This is a genomic window from Clostridium gasigenes (assembly GCF_900104115.1).
Classification (GTDB): domain Bacteria; phylum Bacillota; class Clostridia; order Clostridiales; family Clostridiaceae; genus Clostridium; species Clostridium gasigenes.
Map to the genome: position 1 here is coordinate 34,248 of NZ_FNJM01000010.1, position 19,065 is coordinate 53,312.

The 19,065-nt window shown below is 29.0% G+C and carries 17 protein-coding genes; 14 read left to right on the forward strand and 3 right to left on the reverse strand.

What is annotated here, in order from left to right:
- The first annotated feature begins 91 nt into the window (after positions 1-91).
- The 11 genes from yajC to aspS all read left to right on the forward strand — a co-directional run bounded on the left by yajC (position 92) and on the right by aspS (position 12,236).
- On the forward strand, positions 92-370 hold the full coding sequence (gene yajC, locus BLS77_RS14220; RefSeq protein ID WP_089971277.1) for a preprotein translocase subunit YajC: 279 nt from the start codon (positions 92-94) through the stop codon (positions 368-370).
- 51 nt (positions 371-421) lie between these two features.
- A complete protein-coding gene (locus tag BLS77_RS14225; protein ID WP_089971281.1) occupies positions 422-790 on the forward strand; it encodes a TIGR04086 family membrane protein in 369 nt (122 codons plus the stop codon).
- A gap of 200 nt (positions 791-990) precedes the next feature.
- The gene (gene secD / locus BLS77_RS14230; RefSeq protein WP_089971284.1) at positions 991-2,265 is read left to right on the forward strand and encodes a protein translocase subunit SecD; all 1,275 of its coding nucleotides are present in this window, start codon (positions 991-993) and stop codon (positions 2,263-2,265) included.
- A complete protein-coding gene (secF, locus tag BLS77_RS14235; RefSeq protein WP_089971286.1) occupies positions 2,258-3,130 on the forward strand; it encodes a protein translocase subunit SecF in 873 nt (290 codons plus the stop codon). Before secD ends, secF begins: the two co-directional genes overlap by 8 nt.
- Before the next feature lie 191 nt (positions 3,131-3,321).
- The gene (locus tag BLS77_RS14240; RefSeq protein WP_089971290.1) at positions 3,322-4,176 is read left to right on the forward strand and encodes a DHH family phosphoesterase; all 855 of its coding nucleotides are present in this window, start codon (positions 3,322-3,324) and stop codon (positions 4,174-4,176) included.
- 44 nt (positions 4,177-4,220) lie between these two features.
- Positions 4,221-4,739 carry an adenine phosphoribosyltransferase gene (locus BLS77_RS14245; protein ID WP_089971303.1) on the forward strand — a complete coding sequence of 173 codons (519 nt, stop codon included), beginning with the start codon at positions 4,221-4,223 and terminating at the stop codon, positions 4,737-4,739.
- A gap of 168 nt (positions 4,740-4,907) precedes the next feature.
- Complete coding sequence (locus BLS77_RS14250; protein WP_089971306.1) at positions 4,908-7,097, forward strand: RelA/SpoT family protein; 2,190 nt, start codon at positions 4,908-4,910, stop codon at positions 7,095-7,097.
- A 40-nt stretch (positions 7,098-7,137) separates the two neighbouring features.
- Positions 7,138-7,737, forward strand: coding sequence for an MBL fold metallo-hydrolase (locus BLS77_RS14255; protein WP_089971309.1), 600 nt, complete (start codon positions 7,138-7,140; stop codon positions 7,735-7,737).
- A 9-nt stretch (positions 7,738-7,746) separates the two neighbouring features.
- Entirely contained in the window at positions 7,747-9,171 is a 1,425-nt protein-coding gene (locus BLS77_RS14260; RefSeq protein WP_089971311.1) for a coproporphyrinogen III oxidase, read from the forward strand.
- 13 nt (positions 9,172-9,184) lie between these two features.
- Positions 9,185-10,432 (forward strand): histidine--tRNA ligase, encoded by a 1,248-nt coding sequence (gene hisS, locus BLS77_RS14265; RefSeq protein ID WP_089971314.1) that lies wholly within the window; start codon positions 9,185-9,187, stop codon positions 10,430-10,432.
- A 16-nt stretch (positions 10,433-10,448) separates the two neighbouring features.
- Entirely contained in the window at positions 10,449-12,236 is a 1,788-nt protein-coding gene (gene aspS / locus BLS77_RS14270; protein ID WP_089971317.1) for an aspartate--tRNA ligase, read from the forward strand.
- Positions 12,237-12,425: 189 nt separating this feature from the next.
- On the opposite strand, the gene BLS77_RS14275 is transcribed toward aspS, so the two are convergent.
- Positions 12,426-13,154 carry a phosphatase gene (locus tag BLS77_RS14275; protein WP_089971320.1) on the reverse strand — a complete coding sequence of 243 codons (729 nt, stop codon included), beginning with the start codon at positions 13,152-13,154 and terminating at the stop codon, positions 12,426-12,428.
- A 315-nt stretch (positions 13,155-13,469) separates the two neighbouring features.
- On the opposite strand from BLS77_RS14275, the gene recQ reads away from it, so the two are divergent.
- From recQ to BLS77_RS14290, 3 genes are all read left to right on the forward strand, one after another.
- The gene (gene recQ / locus BLS77_RS14280) at positions 13,470-15,908 is read left to right on the forward strand and encodes a DNA helicase RecQ (RefSeq protein WP_089971323.1); all 2,439 of its coding nucleotides are present in this window, start codon (positions 13,470-13,472) and stop codon (positions 15,906-15,908) included.
- 142 nt (positions 15,909-16,050) lie between these two features.
- Positions 16,051-17,229, forward strand: a complete 1,179-nt coding sequence (locus BLS77_RS14285) for a pentapeptide repeat-containing protein (RefSeq protein WP_089971324.1) — start codon at positions 16,051-16,053, stop codon at positions 17,227-17,229.
- 44 nt (positions 17,230-17,273) lie between these two features.
- Positions 17,274-17,546 carry a metal-sensitive transcriptional regulator gene (locus BLS77_RS14290; protein ID WP_089971326.1) on the forward strand — a complete coding sequence of 91 codons (273 nt, stop codon included), beginning with the start codon at positions 17,274-17,276 and terminating at the stop codon, positions 17,544-17,546.
- Positions 17,547-17,650: 104 nt separating this feature from the next.
- Here the strand turns inward: BLS77_RS14290 and BLS77_RS14295 are convergent, their stop codons facing one another.
- Positions 17,651-18,109: a threonine/serine exporter family protein gene (locus BLS77_RS14295; protein WP_089971329.1), complete on the reverse strand. Its 459-nt coding sequence runs from the start codon at positions 18,107-18,109 to the stop codon at positions 17,651-17,653.
- A complete protein-coding gene (locus tag BLS77_RS14300) occupies positions 18,106-18,876 on the reverse strand; it encodes a threonine/serine exporter family protein (protein WP_089971332.1) in 771 nt (256 codons plus the stop codon). Before BLS77_RS14300 ends, BLS77_RS14295 begins: the two co-directional genes overlap by 4 nt.
- Between the last annotated feature and the right edge of the window lie 189 nt (positions 18,877-19,065).

Genomic DNA, 19,065 nt, shown 5'->3' on the forward strand with positions numbered 1-19,065 from the left:
TAATTAAGCATTGTAAAATAAGGAATTTGAAAAAATTAGTCAAAGATTCTTAAGGATCTTTGGACTAAACAAGGAAGGGAAGGGTTCATATATGGATTTAAAGTTAATAACAACCTTTGTACCAATTGTATTAATGTTCGGGCTTATGTATTTATTACTTATACTACCTGAAAAAAAGAGAACAAAAAAATATAATGAAATGATGTCATCATTAAAAGTTAATGATGAAGTTTTAACAAGAGGCGGAATAATGGGTAGAATAGTAACTTGTGAAGAGACTTATTTTGTTATAGAAACAAGTACAGCAAGAACAAAATTAAAGATTTCAAAGAATGGAATAGCAAGTAAAATAAATAAAGATGTAGAATAAGAATAATACCTCTAGATACCTCATAAAATGAAGTGTCGGGGGTGTTTTTTTATGGAAATAAAAGATTTTTCAAAAAATATTATTAAAGGAGTGCTATATGCACTTGTTATATCAATTGTATTTAATTTAATATTTTCTATTGTTATGACTAAAGTTGATTTTAGTGAAACTGTATTAAATGTAATTTACGTTGTAATATCATGTGTAGCTTTAGTTATCGGAGCAATTGTTGCAGCAAAATCTCAAGGTAGTAAAGGGTGGATGATTGGGCTCACAGTTGGAACTATTTATTACATAGCTTTATACCTAATATATATTCTTTTTGGTGGGGAGGCTCATCTTGGTATGTATGAATTCTATAGATTTCTAATGTCTATAGGGGTTGGAACTTTAGCTGGTATGCTTGGTATTAATTTATAATTTAGACATCTTAAAAAAATAAGAAGTTAAGAACTTGAAAATTAAGTTCTTAACTTCTTATTTTTTAGGCCTTTTTTTAGAAATATGTGTATAGGTTGCGATAATACTACAATAAAATTTTAAATTTTTACAATGAGTATTGAAATTAGTTAACATAAGTAATATAATTTATAGTGAAAACGTAACAGAGGGGGAAGACAATGAAAGCACAAAGCAAACATAAACATAAACGTAAAAGCGCAATAATATTTATACTATGTGTCGTTGCTATATTTTCATTAGCATTTATAGGCTTCAAGGGGTTTAAAATAGCAGGATATGAGTTCAAATCATTTGATAAGGTAATAACAAAGGGCTTGGATCTTCAAGGTGGAGTTTCTGTACTTATGGAAATTAAAGATGAAGATGTGAAAAAAGAAGATTTAGAAAAGACAAGACAATTGTTAGCGCTTAGAGTTAACAAGCTTGGAGTATCAGAAACAACTGTTACAACAGAAGGTCAAAAAAGAATAAGAGTAGATATTCCAGGAGCTTTCGATTCAAGTGATATAGTTAAGAATTTAACTAAATCCGGAAAATTAGAATTTAAAGATTCAGAAGGTAGTGTTGTTTTAGAAGGTAAAGATGTATCAAAAGCAACAGCTATATTAGATAATCAAACAAATAAACCTGTTATATCTTTAGAATTAAATGATGACGGAAAAGGAAAATTTGCAGAAGCAACAGGAAATAATATAGGAAAGAAAATTACAATATTTATGGATGAAGACGAAATATCAAGTCCAGTAGTTGAAACAAAAATTGCAGATGGAAAAGCGATTATATCAGGAAGTGAAAATCTTAAAGAGGCTCAAAATACAGCAAGCCTTATTAATTCAGGAGCACTTCCAGTTGCCCTAGAATCTGTATCAGTTAAAAATGTAGGAGCTCAGCTTGGTGCAGAAGCATTACCAAATGCATTGAAAGCAGGTGCTGTAGGTATAGCACTAATCTTCATGTTTATGATAGCGTATTACAGAGTACCAGGATTAATAGCAAGTATTGCATTAGTAGCATATGTTACTTTAGTATTATTAATATTTGTAGAAGTAGGGGCAACACTAACATTACCAGGTATTGCAGGGTTCTTGTTAACCATTGGTATGGCAGTAGATGCGAATGTATTAATATTTGAAAGAACCAAAGAAGAATTATCTAAAGGTATATCAATAAAAAGTGCAATTAAAAAAGGTTTTGAAAATGCAGCATCATCAATTATAGATTCAAATGTAACTACAATAATAGCAGCACTTGTTTTATATTTTGTAGGAACAGGAGCAGTTAAAGGTTTCGCAGCAACTTTAATGATAGGTGTATTTGTAAGTATGTTTACAGCGTTAGTAATTACAAAAAAACTAATTAACTTATCAGTTGAAATGGGATTCTTAAAAAACATTTCTCAATTTAGAGTTAAAGGGGGATCTAAAGATGCTTAGAATAATAGAAAAGACTAAAATATGGTTTGCATTCTCCCTTATAATTATAGTAATAGGACTAGGATTTATTTTTACTAGAGGTCTTAACTTTGGAATAGACTTTAAGGGCGGTACACAAGTTGTAGTGGAAATGGGAAAAGACTTTGATAAAGAAGAAGCTGATGTAATAGTTAAACAATATGCATCAGATGCATCAACTAATAAAATAGACAAAACTCAATATGAAATAAAATCTAAAGATTTACCAACAGAAAAGGTTTCAGAATTATTCTCAGAATTAAAAAAGACTTATAATTTAGAAGAAACTGCACCAGTTTCAGAGGACTCAATTGGGGCATCGGTTGGTAAAGAATTAGCTAAGAATTCATTAGTTGCACTAGGAATAGCATGTATAGCTATGCTAATATATATTCAAATTAGATTTGAAATGAATTATGGTATTGCTGCACTTGTAGCATTAGTACATGATGTGTTAATTACATTAAGCGTATTTGCCATATTTTATATTCCAGTTAATACACCATTTATAGCAGCTATATTAACTATAATTGGTTATTCAATAAACGATACTATAGTTATTTTTGATAGAATGAGAGAAAATTCTAAAAATATGAGAAGATCTACGCCAGAAGTAATTGCTAACGTAAGTTTAACTCAAACAATGGGCCGATCAATTAATACTACATTAACAACATTATTTTCTATAGTAGCTGTTAATATATTTGTGCCTACAGTAAGAGAATTCTCATTCCCATTAGTTATAGGTATTGCCTTTGGAGCATATTCTTCAATATTTATTGCATCACCAGTATGGGTTATTTTAAAGAAAAAAGTAAAAAAGAAAAATGTGGTTGAAACAGCTTAATGTAGATAAGGGAGCTAAAAGTTGTGAAGTTCCCCTAATTAAAAGAAGATATTTTAAGCTTGGAAGCTCGCTATAATGTTAAACCTCCATAATAATTTGGAGGTTTACTATTTTTCTAAAGAAAACATTTGAAAGATGTAACTTTATACATTATAATATACCTGTTTTCTTATTTTATGGAGGAGTTTATCATGCGCAAGTTTTGGGAGAGTATTTATAGTCCAAATTATATAACCGGATATAATCCCTTTATACTTAAGGGGATGAACAAAGCAATTGAACGTATGGTAAAAGCAATAAATAACAGAGAAAAAATAGTTATTTATGGTGTGCCTGACGTAGATGGAATATGTGCAATATCGTCATTAATTTTAGTTTTAAGGTATTTAAATGCAGATATAGAATACATAATTCATGATAATAGCCAAAAAAACTCTGGAATAACGTCTAAAGATATAATTAATAATGTTGATTTTTTAGGGGGCCAGCTTTTAATTACCCTAGGAATAGGCCTTAGTTCCATAGAAGAGGAGTCTCTTTGCAACGAACTTGGTATAGAATTAATGGTTTTGGATAATAAAAATATTAAAGAAAATCATAATTACATATATATAAATCCAAATCAAAAGGGTTGCCAATACAGATATAAAAATTTATCAGTAAGTGGTTTAACTTTTAAACTAATGCAAGCAATTGCAATATACTATAATATTAAAAGTATTAACAAATACTTGGATTTAATATTAATAGGAGCACAGTGGGCAGAGGTTCCTTTAAAAGGTGAAAATGGAGTTATATTAAAAGAAGGCAGAAAGTTTTTAATAAATACAAATAATTATGGTTTAAGAGCAATAATGGAATATTACTCTATAATAGAAATGGATAATGAATGTATACTAAAGATAATTGAGGTTATTACACCTATAATTAATGCAGTCAGAATGATGGATAATGCTCGTATTATTATTGAATTATTAACTACTGATAAAAAAGAAAGAGCAGAGCAAATAACGAAATATTTAAACCAATCAAAGATAACTATATAATTTAATTATATAGTTTCTAATTTCTAATAGATGGAGGAATTAATATGGATTTAAAAGATAAGATAAGAATAATTGATGGGTTTCCAAAACCAGGAATAAGCTTTAAAGATATTAGTACTGTAATTGCTGATGGAGAGGCTTTAAGATATTCTATAGATGAAATAGTTAAACACTTACAGGACAAAAAAATTGATTTAATAGTTGGACCAGAAGCGAGAGGGTTTATTTATGGAGTGCCAGTTGCTTATGCAATGGGAATTGGATTTGTTCCAGTAAGAAAGCCAGGTAAGTTACCAGGTGAAACAGTTTCAGTAAAATATGAACTTGAGTACGGCAGCGATGAATTACAAATACACAAAGATGCAATTAAAAAAGGTCAAAGAGTTGCTATTGTAGATGATTTGTTAGCAACTGGTGGAACAATAGAAGCTGTGGCGAGACTTGTTGAAATGGTTGGAGGAGAAGTTGTTACATTAGATTTCGCAATAGAATTAACAGAGTTAAATGGAAGAGGAAAGCTTGGAAGTTATGAAATAATGTCATTAGTACAATATGATATCTAATATTAGACATTTTTTAATAAAAAATCCTAAGAATCTTTCAGTTGTTATTTTTTAAGGATGACTTATTGAAAATACTAACTAAATAGGATATAATTAAGGAAAATGGCTGGTTTTTTAACCAGCCTTTGATTTTAGAATTTTAATGTATCCAAAGGAGAGTAGTCCATAATGATAGAGAACCTGCTTGAAAAAATAAAAGAAAATTGTAACAATGTTGATATTAGTGTTGTTAAGAGTGCCTGTGACCTGGCAACGGAAGCTCATAATGAGCAAAGGCGTGAATCAGGAGAACCTTATGTTATACATCCAATAGATGTTGCCACCATACTCGCAGAAATGGGTATGGATACTAGTACGATAGTAGCAGGGTTACTACATGATGTTATTGAGGACACTCACTATACTTATGAAGACATAAGTGAAATGTTTAATGAAGAAGTAGCTAATCTAGTTCAAGGTGTTACAAAGCTTGGAGAGATAGAATATAAGACAAAAGAAGAACAACAAGCGGATAATGTGAGGAAAATGCTTCTTGCTATGGCTAAAGATATAAGAGTTATTATTATTAAGCTAGCAGATAGATTACATAATATGAGAACACTTAAATTTATGACCGAAGAAAAGCAAAAGCAAAAGGCGAAGGAAACATTAGATATTTATGCGCCGCTGGCACATAGACTTGGGATGTCTAGAATTAAATGGGAACTTGAAGATCTTTCTTTTAGATATTTACATGAAGAAGAATATTATGATTTAGTAAAACAAATAGCAGAAAAAAGAGTAGAAAGAGAAAGTTACATAGAAGATATTACAAAAGATTTATACAATAGATTAGAAGATTCAGGAGTAGATTCGGACATAGAAGGAAGACCAAAGCATTTTTATAGTATTTACAAAAAGATGGTTAGTAAAAATAAGAGCATAGAACAAATATTTGATTTAACTGCAATAAGAATTTTAGTTAATTCAGTAAAGGATTGTTATGGTGTGTTAGGTATTGTACATACAATTTACAAACCTATTCCTGGACGATTTAAAGATTATATTGCTATGCCAAAACAAAATATGTACCAATCATTGCACACTACTGTTATAGGGCCACAAGGAAAAACTTTTGAAATACAAATAAGAACCTTTGAAATGCATAAAACAGCTGAGTATGGTATTGCAGCCCATTGGAAGTATAAAGAAGGGGATACTCATGAGGATAAAGATAAAGATAAGGGCTTTGGAAATAAACTCGTTTGGCTTAGAGATATGCTTGAATGGCAAAAAGAAACCTCAGATGCAGAGGAGTTTATAGAAGGATTTAAAATAGATTTATTCACAGATGAGATTTTCTTATTTACTCCTAAAGGGGTTGTCTTAAATCTGCCAAATGGAGGAACTCCAATTGACTTTGCATATATAATACATACTGATGTAGGAAATAGATGTGTTGGAGCAAAGGTTAATGGGAAAATAGTTCCCTTAGACTATAAACTTAAAACTGGTGAAATAGTTGAAATTTTAACAGCGAAAACAGCAAAAGGTCCTAATATGGATTGGTTAAATATTGCGAAGAGTAATCAAGCTAAAAGTAAAATTAGACAATGGTTTAAAAAGCTTAAAAAGGAAGAAAATCTTTGCAAGGGTAAAGAAATTTTTGAAAAAGAGCTTAAAAAGCAAGGTGTAATTTATTCGGAAATTTCAAAAGGCGAAGTTTATGAGAGAATAATAAAAAGAAATAACATTCATAGTATGGATGATTTATATTCAACAATAGGAGTTGGATTATTATCTGCATCAACTTATATTTCAAAATTGAAAGAAGATAATATAGTTGAAAAAGAAAAGCCAACGCAAGAAGAAGTAATTAAAACTATTGATGAACATATATCAAAAAATGAAAAAGATACTAAAACTAACAATTATGGTATTACAGTTAAAGGACTAAATAACCTTATGGTTAGATTTGCAAGGTGTTGCAATCCAGTACCAGGTGATAATATAGAAGGTTATATTACAAAAGGTCGAGGAATATCTGTTCATAGAAAAGATTGTAGTAACCTTAAAGCCTTAATTGAATATGATAAGGAAAAAGTTGTAGATGTATCTTGGGGAACACAACAAGGCGCAGGGTATGTAGCTGAAATACAAGTTGAAGCAGAAGATAGAATGGGAATATTATCTGATATTATGATGATAATAACAGAGACAAAGCTACATTTAAATGCTTTAAATGCAAAATCATCAAAGGGAAATATTGCAGTTGTAAATATAAAGATTAAAATAAATACTGTAGAGCAACTTAAAGAAATTATTAAAAAAATAAGAAGATTAAATGGTGTCATAGATGTTTATAGAATGAACAATTAGATATTGAAAGTAAGAAGACTTTTAATTTTAGGAGGATATTATGATTATAAAGGTAATACCAGCAGGCCCACTACAGACTAATTGTTATATAGTAATGGATGAAAAAGTAAAAGAAGCTATAGTTTTAGATCCAGGTCAAGATCCAGATTTGATAATTAGAGAAATAGAGTCTCTTAATTGTAAAGTTTCAGCTATTTTATTAACTCATGCTCATGCAGATCATGATGATGGCGTTGTTGATGTTAAAAATAAATATAATGTGCCAGTTTATATGAATAGAGAAGAAGAAAAATATATGGATTTAGATAATTCTGTATATGGCAAATTACCTAAAATATATGATTTTATAGAAGATGGAGATATATTAAAGGTTGGAGACCTGGATATTAAGTGTATCCATACTCCAGGTCACACTAAAGGTGGGATGTGCTTCTTAATAGAAGACAAAGTCTTTACAGGTGATACTTTATTCCAAGGTTCTATTGGAAGAACAGATTTTATAGGTGGAGATTTTGACGAAATAATAAAAAGTATAAATGAAAAGCTTCTTATTCTTGAAAATAATGTAGAAGTTTATCCAGGTCATGGACCAAAATCTACAATAATATTTGAAAGAACGAGAAATCCTTTCCTAGCATAAGGAGAAAAAATGGAAATTAAAATTACTTTAAATGATTTAAAATATAGATATGATGTATATCAAATGTTTAATATTTATTATCCACTTCATGAATTGAAATTTTTAGAGGATGGAGAATACTTTGTAAATATAAATAAAGAAACAATAGATTTTAGATATAAAGATTTATATAGTGAAGTTAAAATTAGTGAAAACTTAAAAGAAGATATAAAAAAGTTGATTTTTTTAAGCTTAAGAAATATTACAGGGGATCAATACCCATGGGGAATACTTGTGGGGATAAGACCTTCTAAAATTGCACTTAAGTACTTAGAAGAGGGCAAAACAGAAGAAGAAATAGTAGATTTATTTAATAATAAACATTTAGCTTCAGAAGAAAAGGCAAAACTTTGCATTGAAGTTGCTAAAGCTGAAGAGCATTTTGTAAATAGAGATGAAAAGAGTATTGCAATTTATATTGGAATGGCATTTTGTCCAACAAGATGTTTTTATTGTTCATTTGCAGCTAACCCAATAGGGGGAAATAAAAAGCTAGTTAATCCATACTTAGAAGCTTTAATTTATGAAATTAAAGAAATTAAAAAATATGTATACGAGAGAAATCTTAAAATTGAAAGTGTTTATTTTGGAGGGGGAACTCCAACTGCTGTGAACAATGAAGAGTTCGAAAATCTTATGAATGAAATTTTTAATGCTTTTGTTAAGGATAGAAATCTTTTAGAATTTACAGTAGAATGTGGTAGACCAGATAGTATAAGTAGAGAAAAGCTTCTTTCTATGAAAAAGTATAACACTACGAGAATAAGCATTAACCCTCAAACAATGAAAGATGAAACATTATCTATGATAGGAAGAGGACATAATTCGCAAGATGTTATAGATAAGTTTAATTTAGCTAGGGAACTTGGATTTAATGATATTAATATGGACATGATTATAGGATTACCAGGAGAAGGGTTAGAAGATGCGAAAAATACTGCAAGAGAACTTTTAAAACTAAAACCAGATAACCTAACAGTTCATGGATTATCATTAAAGAGAGCGTCTATACTTTATGAAAACTTTATACTTAAAAAAGGACTTCAAATAAAACCACAAACAGAATTATCAGAAATGTATGAAGAAAGTAGAGACCTTGCTGAAAAATTAGGATTAAGCCCATATTATATGTATAGACAAAAAAATATGGTTGGAAATATGGAGAACTTAGGTTATTCTAAAAAGGGAAAAGAATGTGTTTATAATATTCAAATGATTGAAGATAAACAAACTATAATAGCTCTTGGTGCAGATGCTGTATCAAAGGTTGTCTTTCTAGATGAAAATAGAATAGAGAGATTCTCTAACATTAAAGATGTTAAGGGTTATACAAGTAGAATAAAAGAAATGGTAGAGGGGAAAAGGAAACTTTTGGATACTCTTTATCTTAAATAGGAGGAAATAAAAGATGGAAATGCAAGCACCTAAGGGGACTAAAGATATGCTTCCAGAAGATGCTTATAAATGGCAGTATGTGGAGAGTATATTAAGAGATGTAGCTAAAAACTATGGAATAAGAGAAGTTAGAACTCCAATGTTTGAAAATACAGAATTATTTTCAAGAGGTGTTGGGGAAACTAGTGATATAGTAACAAAGGAAATGTATACTTTTAATGATAAGGGTAATAGAAGTATTACACTTAAGCCTGAAGTAACAGCTCCAGTTGTTAGAGCTTTTGTAGAAAATAGATTGTTTAATGAAGCTCAACCAACTAAGTTATATTATATAAGTCCATGTTTTAGATATGAAAAGGCGCAAAGAGGTAGATTCAGACAGTTCCACCAATTTGGTGTAGAAGTATTCGGTTCAAAAGAACCTTCAATGGATGTTGAAGTAATATCTGTTGCAATGACTTCACTTAAAAAAATGGGGTTAAAGAGCTTAAGTTTAAATATAAATAACTTAGGTTGTGCAAACTGTAGACCAAATTTTAATGAAGCATTAAAGAAATATTTAGAAGATAATAAAGAATGTCTTTGTGGTTTATGCCAAACAAGACTTGAAAAAAATCCAATGAGAATTTTAGATTGTAAGGAAAAGAAATGTGGAGAAATTACAAAAAATGCTCCAATTATCTTAGATTATATGTGCGAAGAGTGTGATACTCATTTTACAGAAGTTAAAAAGTACTTAGAAGTTTTAGAAATTCCATACAAGGTAGATCCAAGTATAGTTAGAGGATTAGATTATTATACAAAAACTACATTTGAAATATTAAGTTCTGAATTCACAGTCTGTGGTGGAGGTAGATATGATAAACTTATTGAAGAAATAGGTGGACCTGATATGCCAGCTGTAGGATTTGGACTTGGACTTGAAAGATTATTATTAACTCTAGAAAAAGAAGGAATAGAAATTCCAAAGGAAAATATTTTTGACCTTTATATAGGGGCAAGAGGTGACAATGCTGAAATGGAAGGATTTAAACTTGCAAATAAGCTAAGAGCAGCTGGAATTAAATGTGAAACAAATCATATGGGAAGAGCTGTAAAGGCACAAATGAAGTATGCTAATAAAATAGGAGCAGCTTTTACAACAATACTTGGTGATGATGAACTTCAAAATAAAACTATAAGATTAAAGAGAATGTCTGATGGTGAACAATTTGAAGTAAGTTTAGAAAATATAGAAGAAATAGCAAATGTGCTAAAATAGTTAGGAGGAAATTACAATGGGAGAAGCTTTAGGTGGCTTAAGAAGAACCATGATGTGTGGTAAGCCAAGGGAAACTAATGTAGGAGAAAAAATTACATTAATGGGATGGGTTCAAAGAAATAGAAGACTTGGGGGTCTTAATTTTATAGATCTTAGAGATATAACAGGGATAATGCAAGTTGTTTTTGGTGAAGAAATTAATAAAGAGGCCTTTGTAAAAGCACAAGCAGTTAGACCAGAATATTGTATAGCTGTTACTGGAGAAGTTGTAAAAAGACAAGATCCAAATACTAATATGGAAACTGGACTTGTTGAGATTAAATGTGAAAGTATAAAAATACTTTCCGAATCAGAAACTCCACCAATATATATTAAGGAAAATTTAGATGCAGCTGAGAGTATAAGATTAAAGTATAGATACTTAGATCTTAGAAGACCAGATATGCAAAATATATTTATGATAAGAAGCAAAACTTCAAAGGCTGTACGTGATTACTTGGATTTAAATGGATTCTTAGAACTTGAAACTCCAATGTTAACTAAAAGTACTCCAGAAGGAGCTAGAGATTATTTAGTGCCTTCAAGAAACTATCCAGGAATGTTTTATGCACTTCCACAATCACCACAAATATTTAAACAATTATTAATGGTATCAGGTTTTGATAAGTATTACCAAATTGTTAAATGTTTTAGAGATGAAGATTTAAGAGCAAATAGACAACCAGAGTTTACTCAAATAGATTTAGAAATGAGTTTTGTAGAAGCTGATGATATTATGGCAGTAAATGAAGGCTTAGTTGCTCATGTATTTAAAGAAGTAATAAATCATGAAATTAAACTTCCTATAAGAAGAATGACATTTAAAGATGCTATAGAAAAATACGGTAGTGACAAGCCAGATTTAAGATTTGGAATGGAAATAACTAATCTTTCAGAAGAAGCTAAAGCTATTGATTTCAAAGTATTTAGTGATGCACTTTCAAATGGAGGGTCTGTAAGAGCTTTATGCTTAAAAGGCGGCGCTTCAATGGGAAGAAAAGATATAGATAGATTAGGTGAATTTGTTAAGACTTATAAAGCTAAAGGGTTAGCTTATATAATACTTAAAGACGATGAGATAAAATCACCAATAGCTAAGTTCTTAAAAGAAGAAGAAATGAATGCAATTATAGCTAAAATGGGAGCAGAAAAAGGGGATATTATCCTAATAGTTGCTGATAAAGATTCAGTAGTATTCCAAAGCTTAGGTGCATTAAGATTAGAATTATCTAAGAAATTTGAATTAGTTAAGGATAAATCAGAATTTAACTTCTGTTGGATTACAGAATTTGCACAATTTGAATATAATGAAGAAGAAGGAAGATACCATGCAGCTCACCATCCATTCACAATGCCAATGGATGAAGATATGCACCTTCTTGAAAGCGATCCAGGTAGTGTTAGATCAAAAGCTTATGATCTTGTGTTAAATGGAGAAGAATTAGGTGGTGGATCTGTTAGAATTCATGAAGCTGATGTTCAAGAAAGAATGTTTAGAGCTTTAGGATTCACTACAGAAGAAGCTTATGAAAGATTTGGTTTCTTGCTTGAAGCATTTAAATTTGGGCCACCTCCACATGGTGGATTAGCATTTGGTTTAGATAGAATGGTAATGTTCTTAGCTGGAACAGAAAATATTAAAGATGTTATAGCATTCCCTAAAAACCAAAATGCGTACTGTAACTTAAGTCAAGCACCGAATGTTGCAGATGCAAAACAAATAGAAGAACTTGGATTAATGATAAATACTACAAAAGAAGTATAAGATATATTAATTTGATAGTCTGTTATTTTATTTCAAGAGTCTAAATAGAACCCTCAAATTTTCTTATGAAATATCCTCTTAGAAGGGATACTTTACAAGAAAATGTAGAGGGTTCTTTTTTAGGCATTGTAAAATAAATAATAGACCAAGGATACTGGTCTATTATTTATTTTATTATGTGTTAGTGACTTATATCTCTAAATCAAGTGCTTTCCATTTACTATGTAATTGAGCTAGTAGTTTAGATGGGTCGTTCATTATAAGTTCTTCTGGCATTTCTATTTCTCTTAGCATTTTTATAGCATTATCAAAAACACCAATAGTAGTACAAAAATGGGAATCAGAACTTAAAATTATTTTAACTCCATATTTTTTACATAATAGTGCGATATTTTTACATATAATATCACTACCTTTTCTCGAGTTACCAAGTAAAGAACTATTATTTATTTCAATCATAACATCTTTATCTTTAGCCTTTTTCAGAATTTTGTCAAAGTCTAATTCATAAGATGGATTTCCAATATGTCCTAAAATTTGAATGCTGCTATATCTGTCTAAAACATTTAGAACAGCATTTGTGTTTTCTTCTTTAGTTTTAGGTTTAAAGCATACCTCATGTAGAGATGCTATAAGGTAATCTAAAGATGGATGATCACCTATATCTAAGTCACCTTCAACTGAGAGTATATTAGATTCGCAACCTCTTAGTATAATAACATTATTTATAACTCTAGGTAATACTCTTAAGTTATGAAAGTACCAAGTATGTGGGGCTCCAGGCATAGTAGGTCCATGATCTGATACTCCAAGTATTTTCATACCTTTTTCAGAGCATTGTTTAACATTTTCAATTAAAGTGCTATATGCATGACCACTGACTATGGTATGTGTATGCAAGTCTGATAAATAATTCATTTTAACATCTCCTTCGTATATATTATTTGTACTGTATATAAATATAGCATAACTTAAAATATATAACAAAAGGATAAATAAGATTGTGTAAGGTAGCTTCAACAAAATAACAGCTTAAAGTACCATATATATTGATTAGTCTATTTTTTTGAAGATGACTAAAATTATGATATAATAGAATTTGAATAGGTAAAGACTATAAAATAATTGAATAAATATAATCTTATAGTATAAGAACATATGTTTAAGTCTATAATTTAAATATGATAAAGTAAGAAGAAATTTTATTTAGTAGAACAATTAGGGGTGGAAAATTTGATTGATAAAGGATTAGAAATTTTAGAAAAATATTACGGATATAAAAGTTTTAGAAAAGGTCAAGATGAAATAATAGAAAATATATTAAAAGGAAAAGATGTTTTGGCAATTATGCCAACTGGTGGAGGTAAATCAGTTTGTTATCAAGTTCCAGCGATGCTTTTAGAAGGGGTTACATTAGTAGTTTCTCCTTTAATATCGCTTATGAAGGACCAAGTTGATGCTATAAAAGCAATGGGGATTAATGGTACCTATATTAATAGCTCTTTAAGTACTGTTGAGTTTAATAGCGTTTTAGATGGAGTTAAACAAAATAAATATAAAATTATTTATATTGCTCCAGAAAGATTAGATTCTAATGAATTTATTAATGCGGTAACACAAGGAAATATAAGTCAAATTGCAATAGATGAAGCCCATTGTGTATCTCAATGGGGACATGATTTTAGGTCAAGTTACAGAAGAATTGCAGGGTTTATAAATAAATTAGAAGTAAGACCAATAGTAACTGCATTTACAGCAACAGCAACAGAAGAAGTTAAAGTTGATATAGTAAAACAATTAGCACTTCAAAATCCACAAGTGTTTTTGACAGGATTTGATAGAGAAAATCTTTCAATTAATATAAATAAAACAGGAAATAAAAGAAATTATCTTGTAAAGTATGTAGAAGATAATAAAGAACAATCGGGTATAATATATGCATCTACAAGAAAAGAAGTAGACTCTGTTTATGAAATTTTAAAAGAGAGGGGCAATGCTGTAGGAAAATATCATGCAGGGCTATCCGATGAAATTAGAAGAAGAAATCAAGAGGATTTCACACATGATAGATTAAATATTATGGTTGCAACAAATGCCTTTGGTATGGGAATAGATAAATCCAATATAAGATATGTAATTCACTATAATATGCCACAAAACATAGAAGGATACTATCAAGAAATAGGTAGAGCAGGTAGAGATGGAGAAAAAAGTGAGTGTATTTTGCTTTTCGCTCCAGGGGATATCCATACACATAAATACTTAATTGAAATTGGTACAGAAAATGAAGATAGAAAAAATAATCAATATAGAAAGCTTCAACAAATAGTAGATTTAGTTTATAGTAATGGATGTTATAGAAACTATATTCTTAGCTATTTTGGAGATGTTCGTGAAAAACCATGTAATAATTGTAGTAATTGTTTAAATGAAGGTGAATTAATAGATAAAACAGTAGATGCTCAAAAAGTACTTGCTTGCATTTATAGAATGAAAAGAAGTTTTGGAGCAACAATGGTAATTGATGTTTTAAGAGGTTCTAAAAATAAAAAAGTAACTCAATTTAAATTTGATGAATTATCAACTCATGGGATTATGAAGGATTATTCAAATGAAAGCCTTAAAGAATTTATAAATACGTTAATTTCTCATGGATATGTTGATTCTTTAGAAGGAACATATCCAATATTAAAATTAAATAATAAATCTATGAAAGTGTTAAAAAGCGAAGAAAGTGTACAATTTAAAGAATTTAAAATTGAAAGAACAATTAGTGATGTTAATGGATTATTTGATATACTAAGAGAATTAAGACTAGAAATTTCAAAAGAAAGTGGAATACCTCCATATATGATATTTGGAGATGGAACTATTCGTGAAATGAGTATTAAATTCCCAATATCTAAATCTGAAATGCTAGATATATCAGGAGTTGGAGAAAACAAATATGAAAAATATGGAGATAGATTTAGTGAAGTTATTAGTAGCTATGTAGAAGATAATAAAATAAAGGTTGAAAGAACTTTCGTAGAAGAAGAAAAAGAAGTTGTTAATATTCCTTTTGAAGTTTCTACTGATGATGAATTGTTATGTAGATTAATGGAAGTAAGAAAAGAATGTGCAAAAAAAGAAAAAACGCTACCTCAATTAATAATATCTAAAAATACATTAAAAGAAATAAGTGGAAGATATCCATTAACTCTAGACAACTTAAAGGATATTGGCGGAGTTGGAAAGAAGAAAATAGATTCTTATGGTAAAAGTCTAATTTCAGAAGTCCAAGGTTATGTAGTAGAAAAAAATATAGATACAAAATGGATAGAGAAAAAGAGAAGAAAATTAATAATAGATGGTGAAAATAGAACAAATCAAGAAATAGCTATAGATATGATAAAATCTGGAAATGATTTAGATAATATAGTTGAAGAAATAGAACTTTCTCTTTCAACTATACTTGGCTATGTTACAGATTATATAAAGGAAAGTGGAGATGTAAAATTTAATTTGAATTTAGATGAACTATATAACGAAAGTGATTTTGAAGTGATTTTAAAAGCTTGTGAAAAACATGGATATGATAAAGTAAGCATAATAAAAAAAGAAGTTCCAGATGGGATAAAGTATGAAGCTATAAGAGCAGTAATACTTAAGGAATACTTTAAAGTTTCATAAAAAAAATTAAAGCATTAAAAAAAATATATTTTAAGAATGCTAAATTAATCAGTATGTAGAATAAATATTTTTTAAAATGATATGTAATAAAACTCAGTTAATTGCACAACATATATAGATAATACTTTATGAGGTGAAGATAATGGGATATATTAATTTTAAAGAAGAGAGATCAGCAGCATACGAAGAACTAAAAAAAAGAAAAGAAAATAATGAAAATATCTTTAGAGAAATGGCAAAGGATAGAAACTTAGATAAAAATTTTAAACCAGATAATAAGTTTAGTTATAAGACTTTTAATAAAGAATTTTTTGGAGATAAAAAAGATAAAAGTGAAGATGAATTTCAGTTAATTGAGAACATAGATATATTATGTGGAAAATTTTTAGAATGTAATTTTAGTAATATTAGATTTAAAGATTGTAAATTTATTGGATGTTATTTTGAAAAATGTAACTTCAAGGGTGGTGGAGTCACGTTTGATAATTGTATTTTTGTAAAATCAGATACAAATAAAGTTCCATCTTTAAACATAGATGATAATTTTTCTTGTTCATTTAATAAGTGTAATATATATAGTAAATTTATAGGATGCAATTTAATATATAGTATTTTCGAAGAGTGTACCCTTACTAATACTAATTTTGAAGATAGTGATTTAAGTAATGCAATATTTATAAAAAATCAGTGGAAAAAAATAGCGATTAAAGATTCTAATTTAAAAGGAATAAAGGTAGTGAAAACATATATCGAAGACTTAGATTTTAGAGATATATTAAAAAGTAAATTAGATGAAAAAAGCTTCTTTGATAAAATAGAGGTGAGAAAAAAAACAAGAGATGAGTACGAAGGTTTATATATGGTTTATGAAACTTTAGCAGATAAGTTTAAAGAAAATACTTTGAGTAATAACTTTGGAGAATATTACTATCTTTGTAATATTGAAAAGAGAAAAACTTTAAGACCACTGCCTAAAGCACAATCAATAGTATCCTGGGCAACTTGTGGTTATGGAGAGCGTCCTGAATTTACATTTATATCAGGAATAATTATTATTTTAATATTTTCAATAATATATTTATTTTCAGGAATTATTGTAGAGGAAGAGGTTATTCAGTACACATTTAGAGAAATTCCAAGTATTACATTAAGACATTTAAATGAAGCTATGAATTTAAGTTTTGGAATTTTTGGAGGAGTTGGATGGAACAGTTCAGAATTAACAGGGCTTAGTTACATAATAGAGAATGTACAGATTATAATTAGTGTTATATTAATAGGGTTAGGAATAGGTACATTAACTAGAAAAATAGTTAGATAAGATATAAATTTTGTATAATAAGTACGTTAATGGGAGAGGTAAAAATGAATGATGATAATGAAAAATTAAGAAAAGACATTCTTAATAGGCTTAATAGAATAGAAGGTCAAGTTAAGGGTATTCACGGGATGATAGAGAAAAATGTCTGTAGTGGAGATGTATTAGTGCAAATTTCAGCAATTAGATCTGCTATAAATAAAGTTGGTGGACTTGTAATAGAAAACTATGCTAATAATTGTTTAGGTATAGAAGAAGATACTCAGCAACAAGAAAATTTAAAAAAATTAATAAAGACAATAAATACTTTTGTTAAGTAGTATAAAAGATAGTAACAAATCGAAATAAACTATAATTGTTATTTCATTGCTCTAATATGAAAACCTTAAGGTAGACTTTACCTTAAGGTTTTCATTTTAAGATACTATAAATTTTGTCCTAAATTTTTAATTTCTATTTTTCTTTTATGAGACATTATCAGTTTAGTTATAGTTGAAACAAAAATTATACCAAGTGCTAAAACACCTGCACTTGAAATAGTATTTAGGCCAAGTGCTAATGATTTATTTATATCTCCAGTAACTGCTTCAAACATTGTGTAGTACATTCCGCCCCCAGGAACTAATGGAATTAAAGCGCAAACTACAAGTGTTGTTACAGGAGTTTTTAAAATTCTTGCAAATATTTCAGAATATGTACTAAATATTACTGAAGATAAGAAGAGCGATGATATTTCTGTTAAGCCAAGATTTAGACAAAGTGAATATACAAACCAACTCAGGGCGCCACCAAAAGCAGCAAAAAACAATTTTTTTCCTTTTATATTAAATATAATTCCAAATCCGAAGGTTGCAATGAAAGCTATAATAGTTTCTAAAATCATAATATAGAACCTCCAAATATACTAATCCAAAAGCTTATTACAGAACCAGTACCTACAGCAATTGATATTGCAACTAGGAAAGCTTCTGTTGCACGAGTAATACCAGCTAATAGATCACCGGCAATAGTATCACGGATCGCATTAGTAATTGATAAACCGGGAACAAGCATCATTATTGAGCCTATGATAGTTTTATCTAAATTATCAGCTATACCATATTTTACAAAAATAATTGCAAATGCAGCTGCAACAGCACCACAAATACTATTTATGAAAAATTGGTTGATTTCAAGAGCCTCGCCTTTTATATTAACAAGTTTTACTAGTAAACCAATTAAAAATGCGGAAAATAAATCCATGAATGTTCCTCCGAATAAAACAGAAAAGCATCCAGCACCTAGAGCAGAAAAAATTATGGTAATAGGCATTGAGTATCTTTCTCCATTTTCAATAAGTTGTAACTCACTTTTCAACTCAGATACAGTAAGATTTCTTGAAAGTATATTTCTAGATAAGTCATTAACTTTATCTATTTTATCTAAATCTACAGTTCTTGTAGATACTCTTCTTATTAATGAATAAGTTTTTCCTTTATTGCAAATAGAAACCATTACTCCTGTTGGAGTTACAAAGCTTTCAGCTTCATCAACACCATATAATTTACATATTCTGCAGATTGTTTCTTCAGATCTATAAGTTTCACCGCCACTTTCAAGAAGTAGTTTACCGGCAAATGTGGCTACGTGAAGTAATTCATTCATATTCATATAGTTCGCTCCCAAAATAAAATTATTTTAATATTATATCATAAACATTAATATTAAAATATACACAAAGTATCCTTGCAGCAAATATAAATAAGTACTAGGGTAGTCCACTTTTACATATAATAATATGCTTTAAATAATACGTATCTTAATATTTTAAATATAAAAAATATTCGGAATAGCTTAAAA

Coding starts and splice junctions, on each gene's coding strand:
- yajC (WP_089971277.1), top strand. CDS start 92: ATGGATTTAAAGTTAATAACAACCTTTGTACCAATTGTATTAATGTTC.
- BLS77_RS14225 (WP_089971281.1), top strand. CDS start 422: ATGGAAATAAAAGATTTTTCAAAAAATATTATTAAAGGAGTGCTATAT.
- secD (WP_089971284.1), top strand. CDS start 991: ATGAAAGCACAAAGCAAACATAAACATAAACGTAAAAGCGCAATAATA.
- secF (WP_089971286.1), top strand. CDS start 2,258: ATGCTTAGAATAATAGAAAAGACTAAAATATGGTTTGCATTCTCCCTT.
- BLS77_RS14240 (WP_089971290.1), top strand. CDS start 3,322: ATGCGCAAGTTTTGGGAGAGTATTTATAGTCCAAATTATATAACCGGA.
- BLS77_RS14245 (WP_089971303.1), top strand. CDS start 4,221: ATGGATTTAAAAGATAAGATAAGAATAATTGATGGGTTTCCAAAACCA.
- BLS77_RS14250 (WP_089971306.1), top strand. CDS start 4,908: ATGATAGAGAACCTGCTTGAAAAAATAAAAGAAAATTGTAACAATGTT.
- BLS77_RS14255 (WP_089971309.1), top strand. CDS start 7,138: ATGATTATAAAGGTAATACCAGCAGGCCCACTACAGACTAATTGTTAT.
- BLS77_RS14260 (WP_089971311.1), top strand. CDS start 7,747: ATGGAAATTAAAATTACTTTAAATGATTTAAAATATAGATATGATGTA.
- hisS (WP_089971314.1), top strand. CDS start 9,185: ATGGAAATGCAAGCACCTAAGGGGACTAAAGATATGCTTCCAGAAGAT.
- aspS (WP_089971317.1), top strand. CDS start 10,449: ATGGGAGAAGCTTTAGGTGGCTTAAGAAGAACCATGATGTGTGGTAAG.
- BLS77_RS14275 (WP_089971320.1), bottom strand. CDS start 13,154: ATGAATTATTTATCAGACTTGCATACACATACCATAGTCAGTGGTCAT.
- BLS77_RS14285 (WP_089971324.1), top strand. CDS start 16,051: ATGGGATATATTAATTTTAAAGAAGAGAGATCAGCAGCATACGAAGAA.
- BLS77_RS14290 (WP_089971326.1), top strand. CDS start 17,274: ATGAATGATGATAATGAAAAATTAAGAAAAGACATTCTTAATAGGCTT.
- BLS77_RS14295 (WP_089971329.1), bottom strand. CDS start 18,109: ATGATTTTAGAAACTATTATAGCTTTCATTGCAACCTTCGGATTTGGA.
- BLS77_RS14300 (WP_089971332.1), bottom strand. CDS start 18,876: ATGAATATGAATGAATTACTTCACGTAGCCACATTTGCCGGTAAACTA.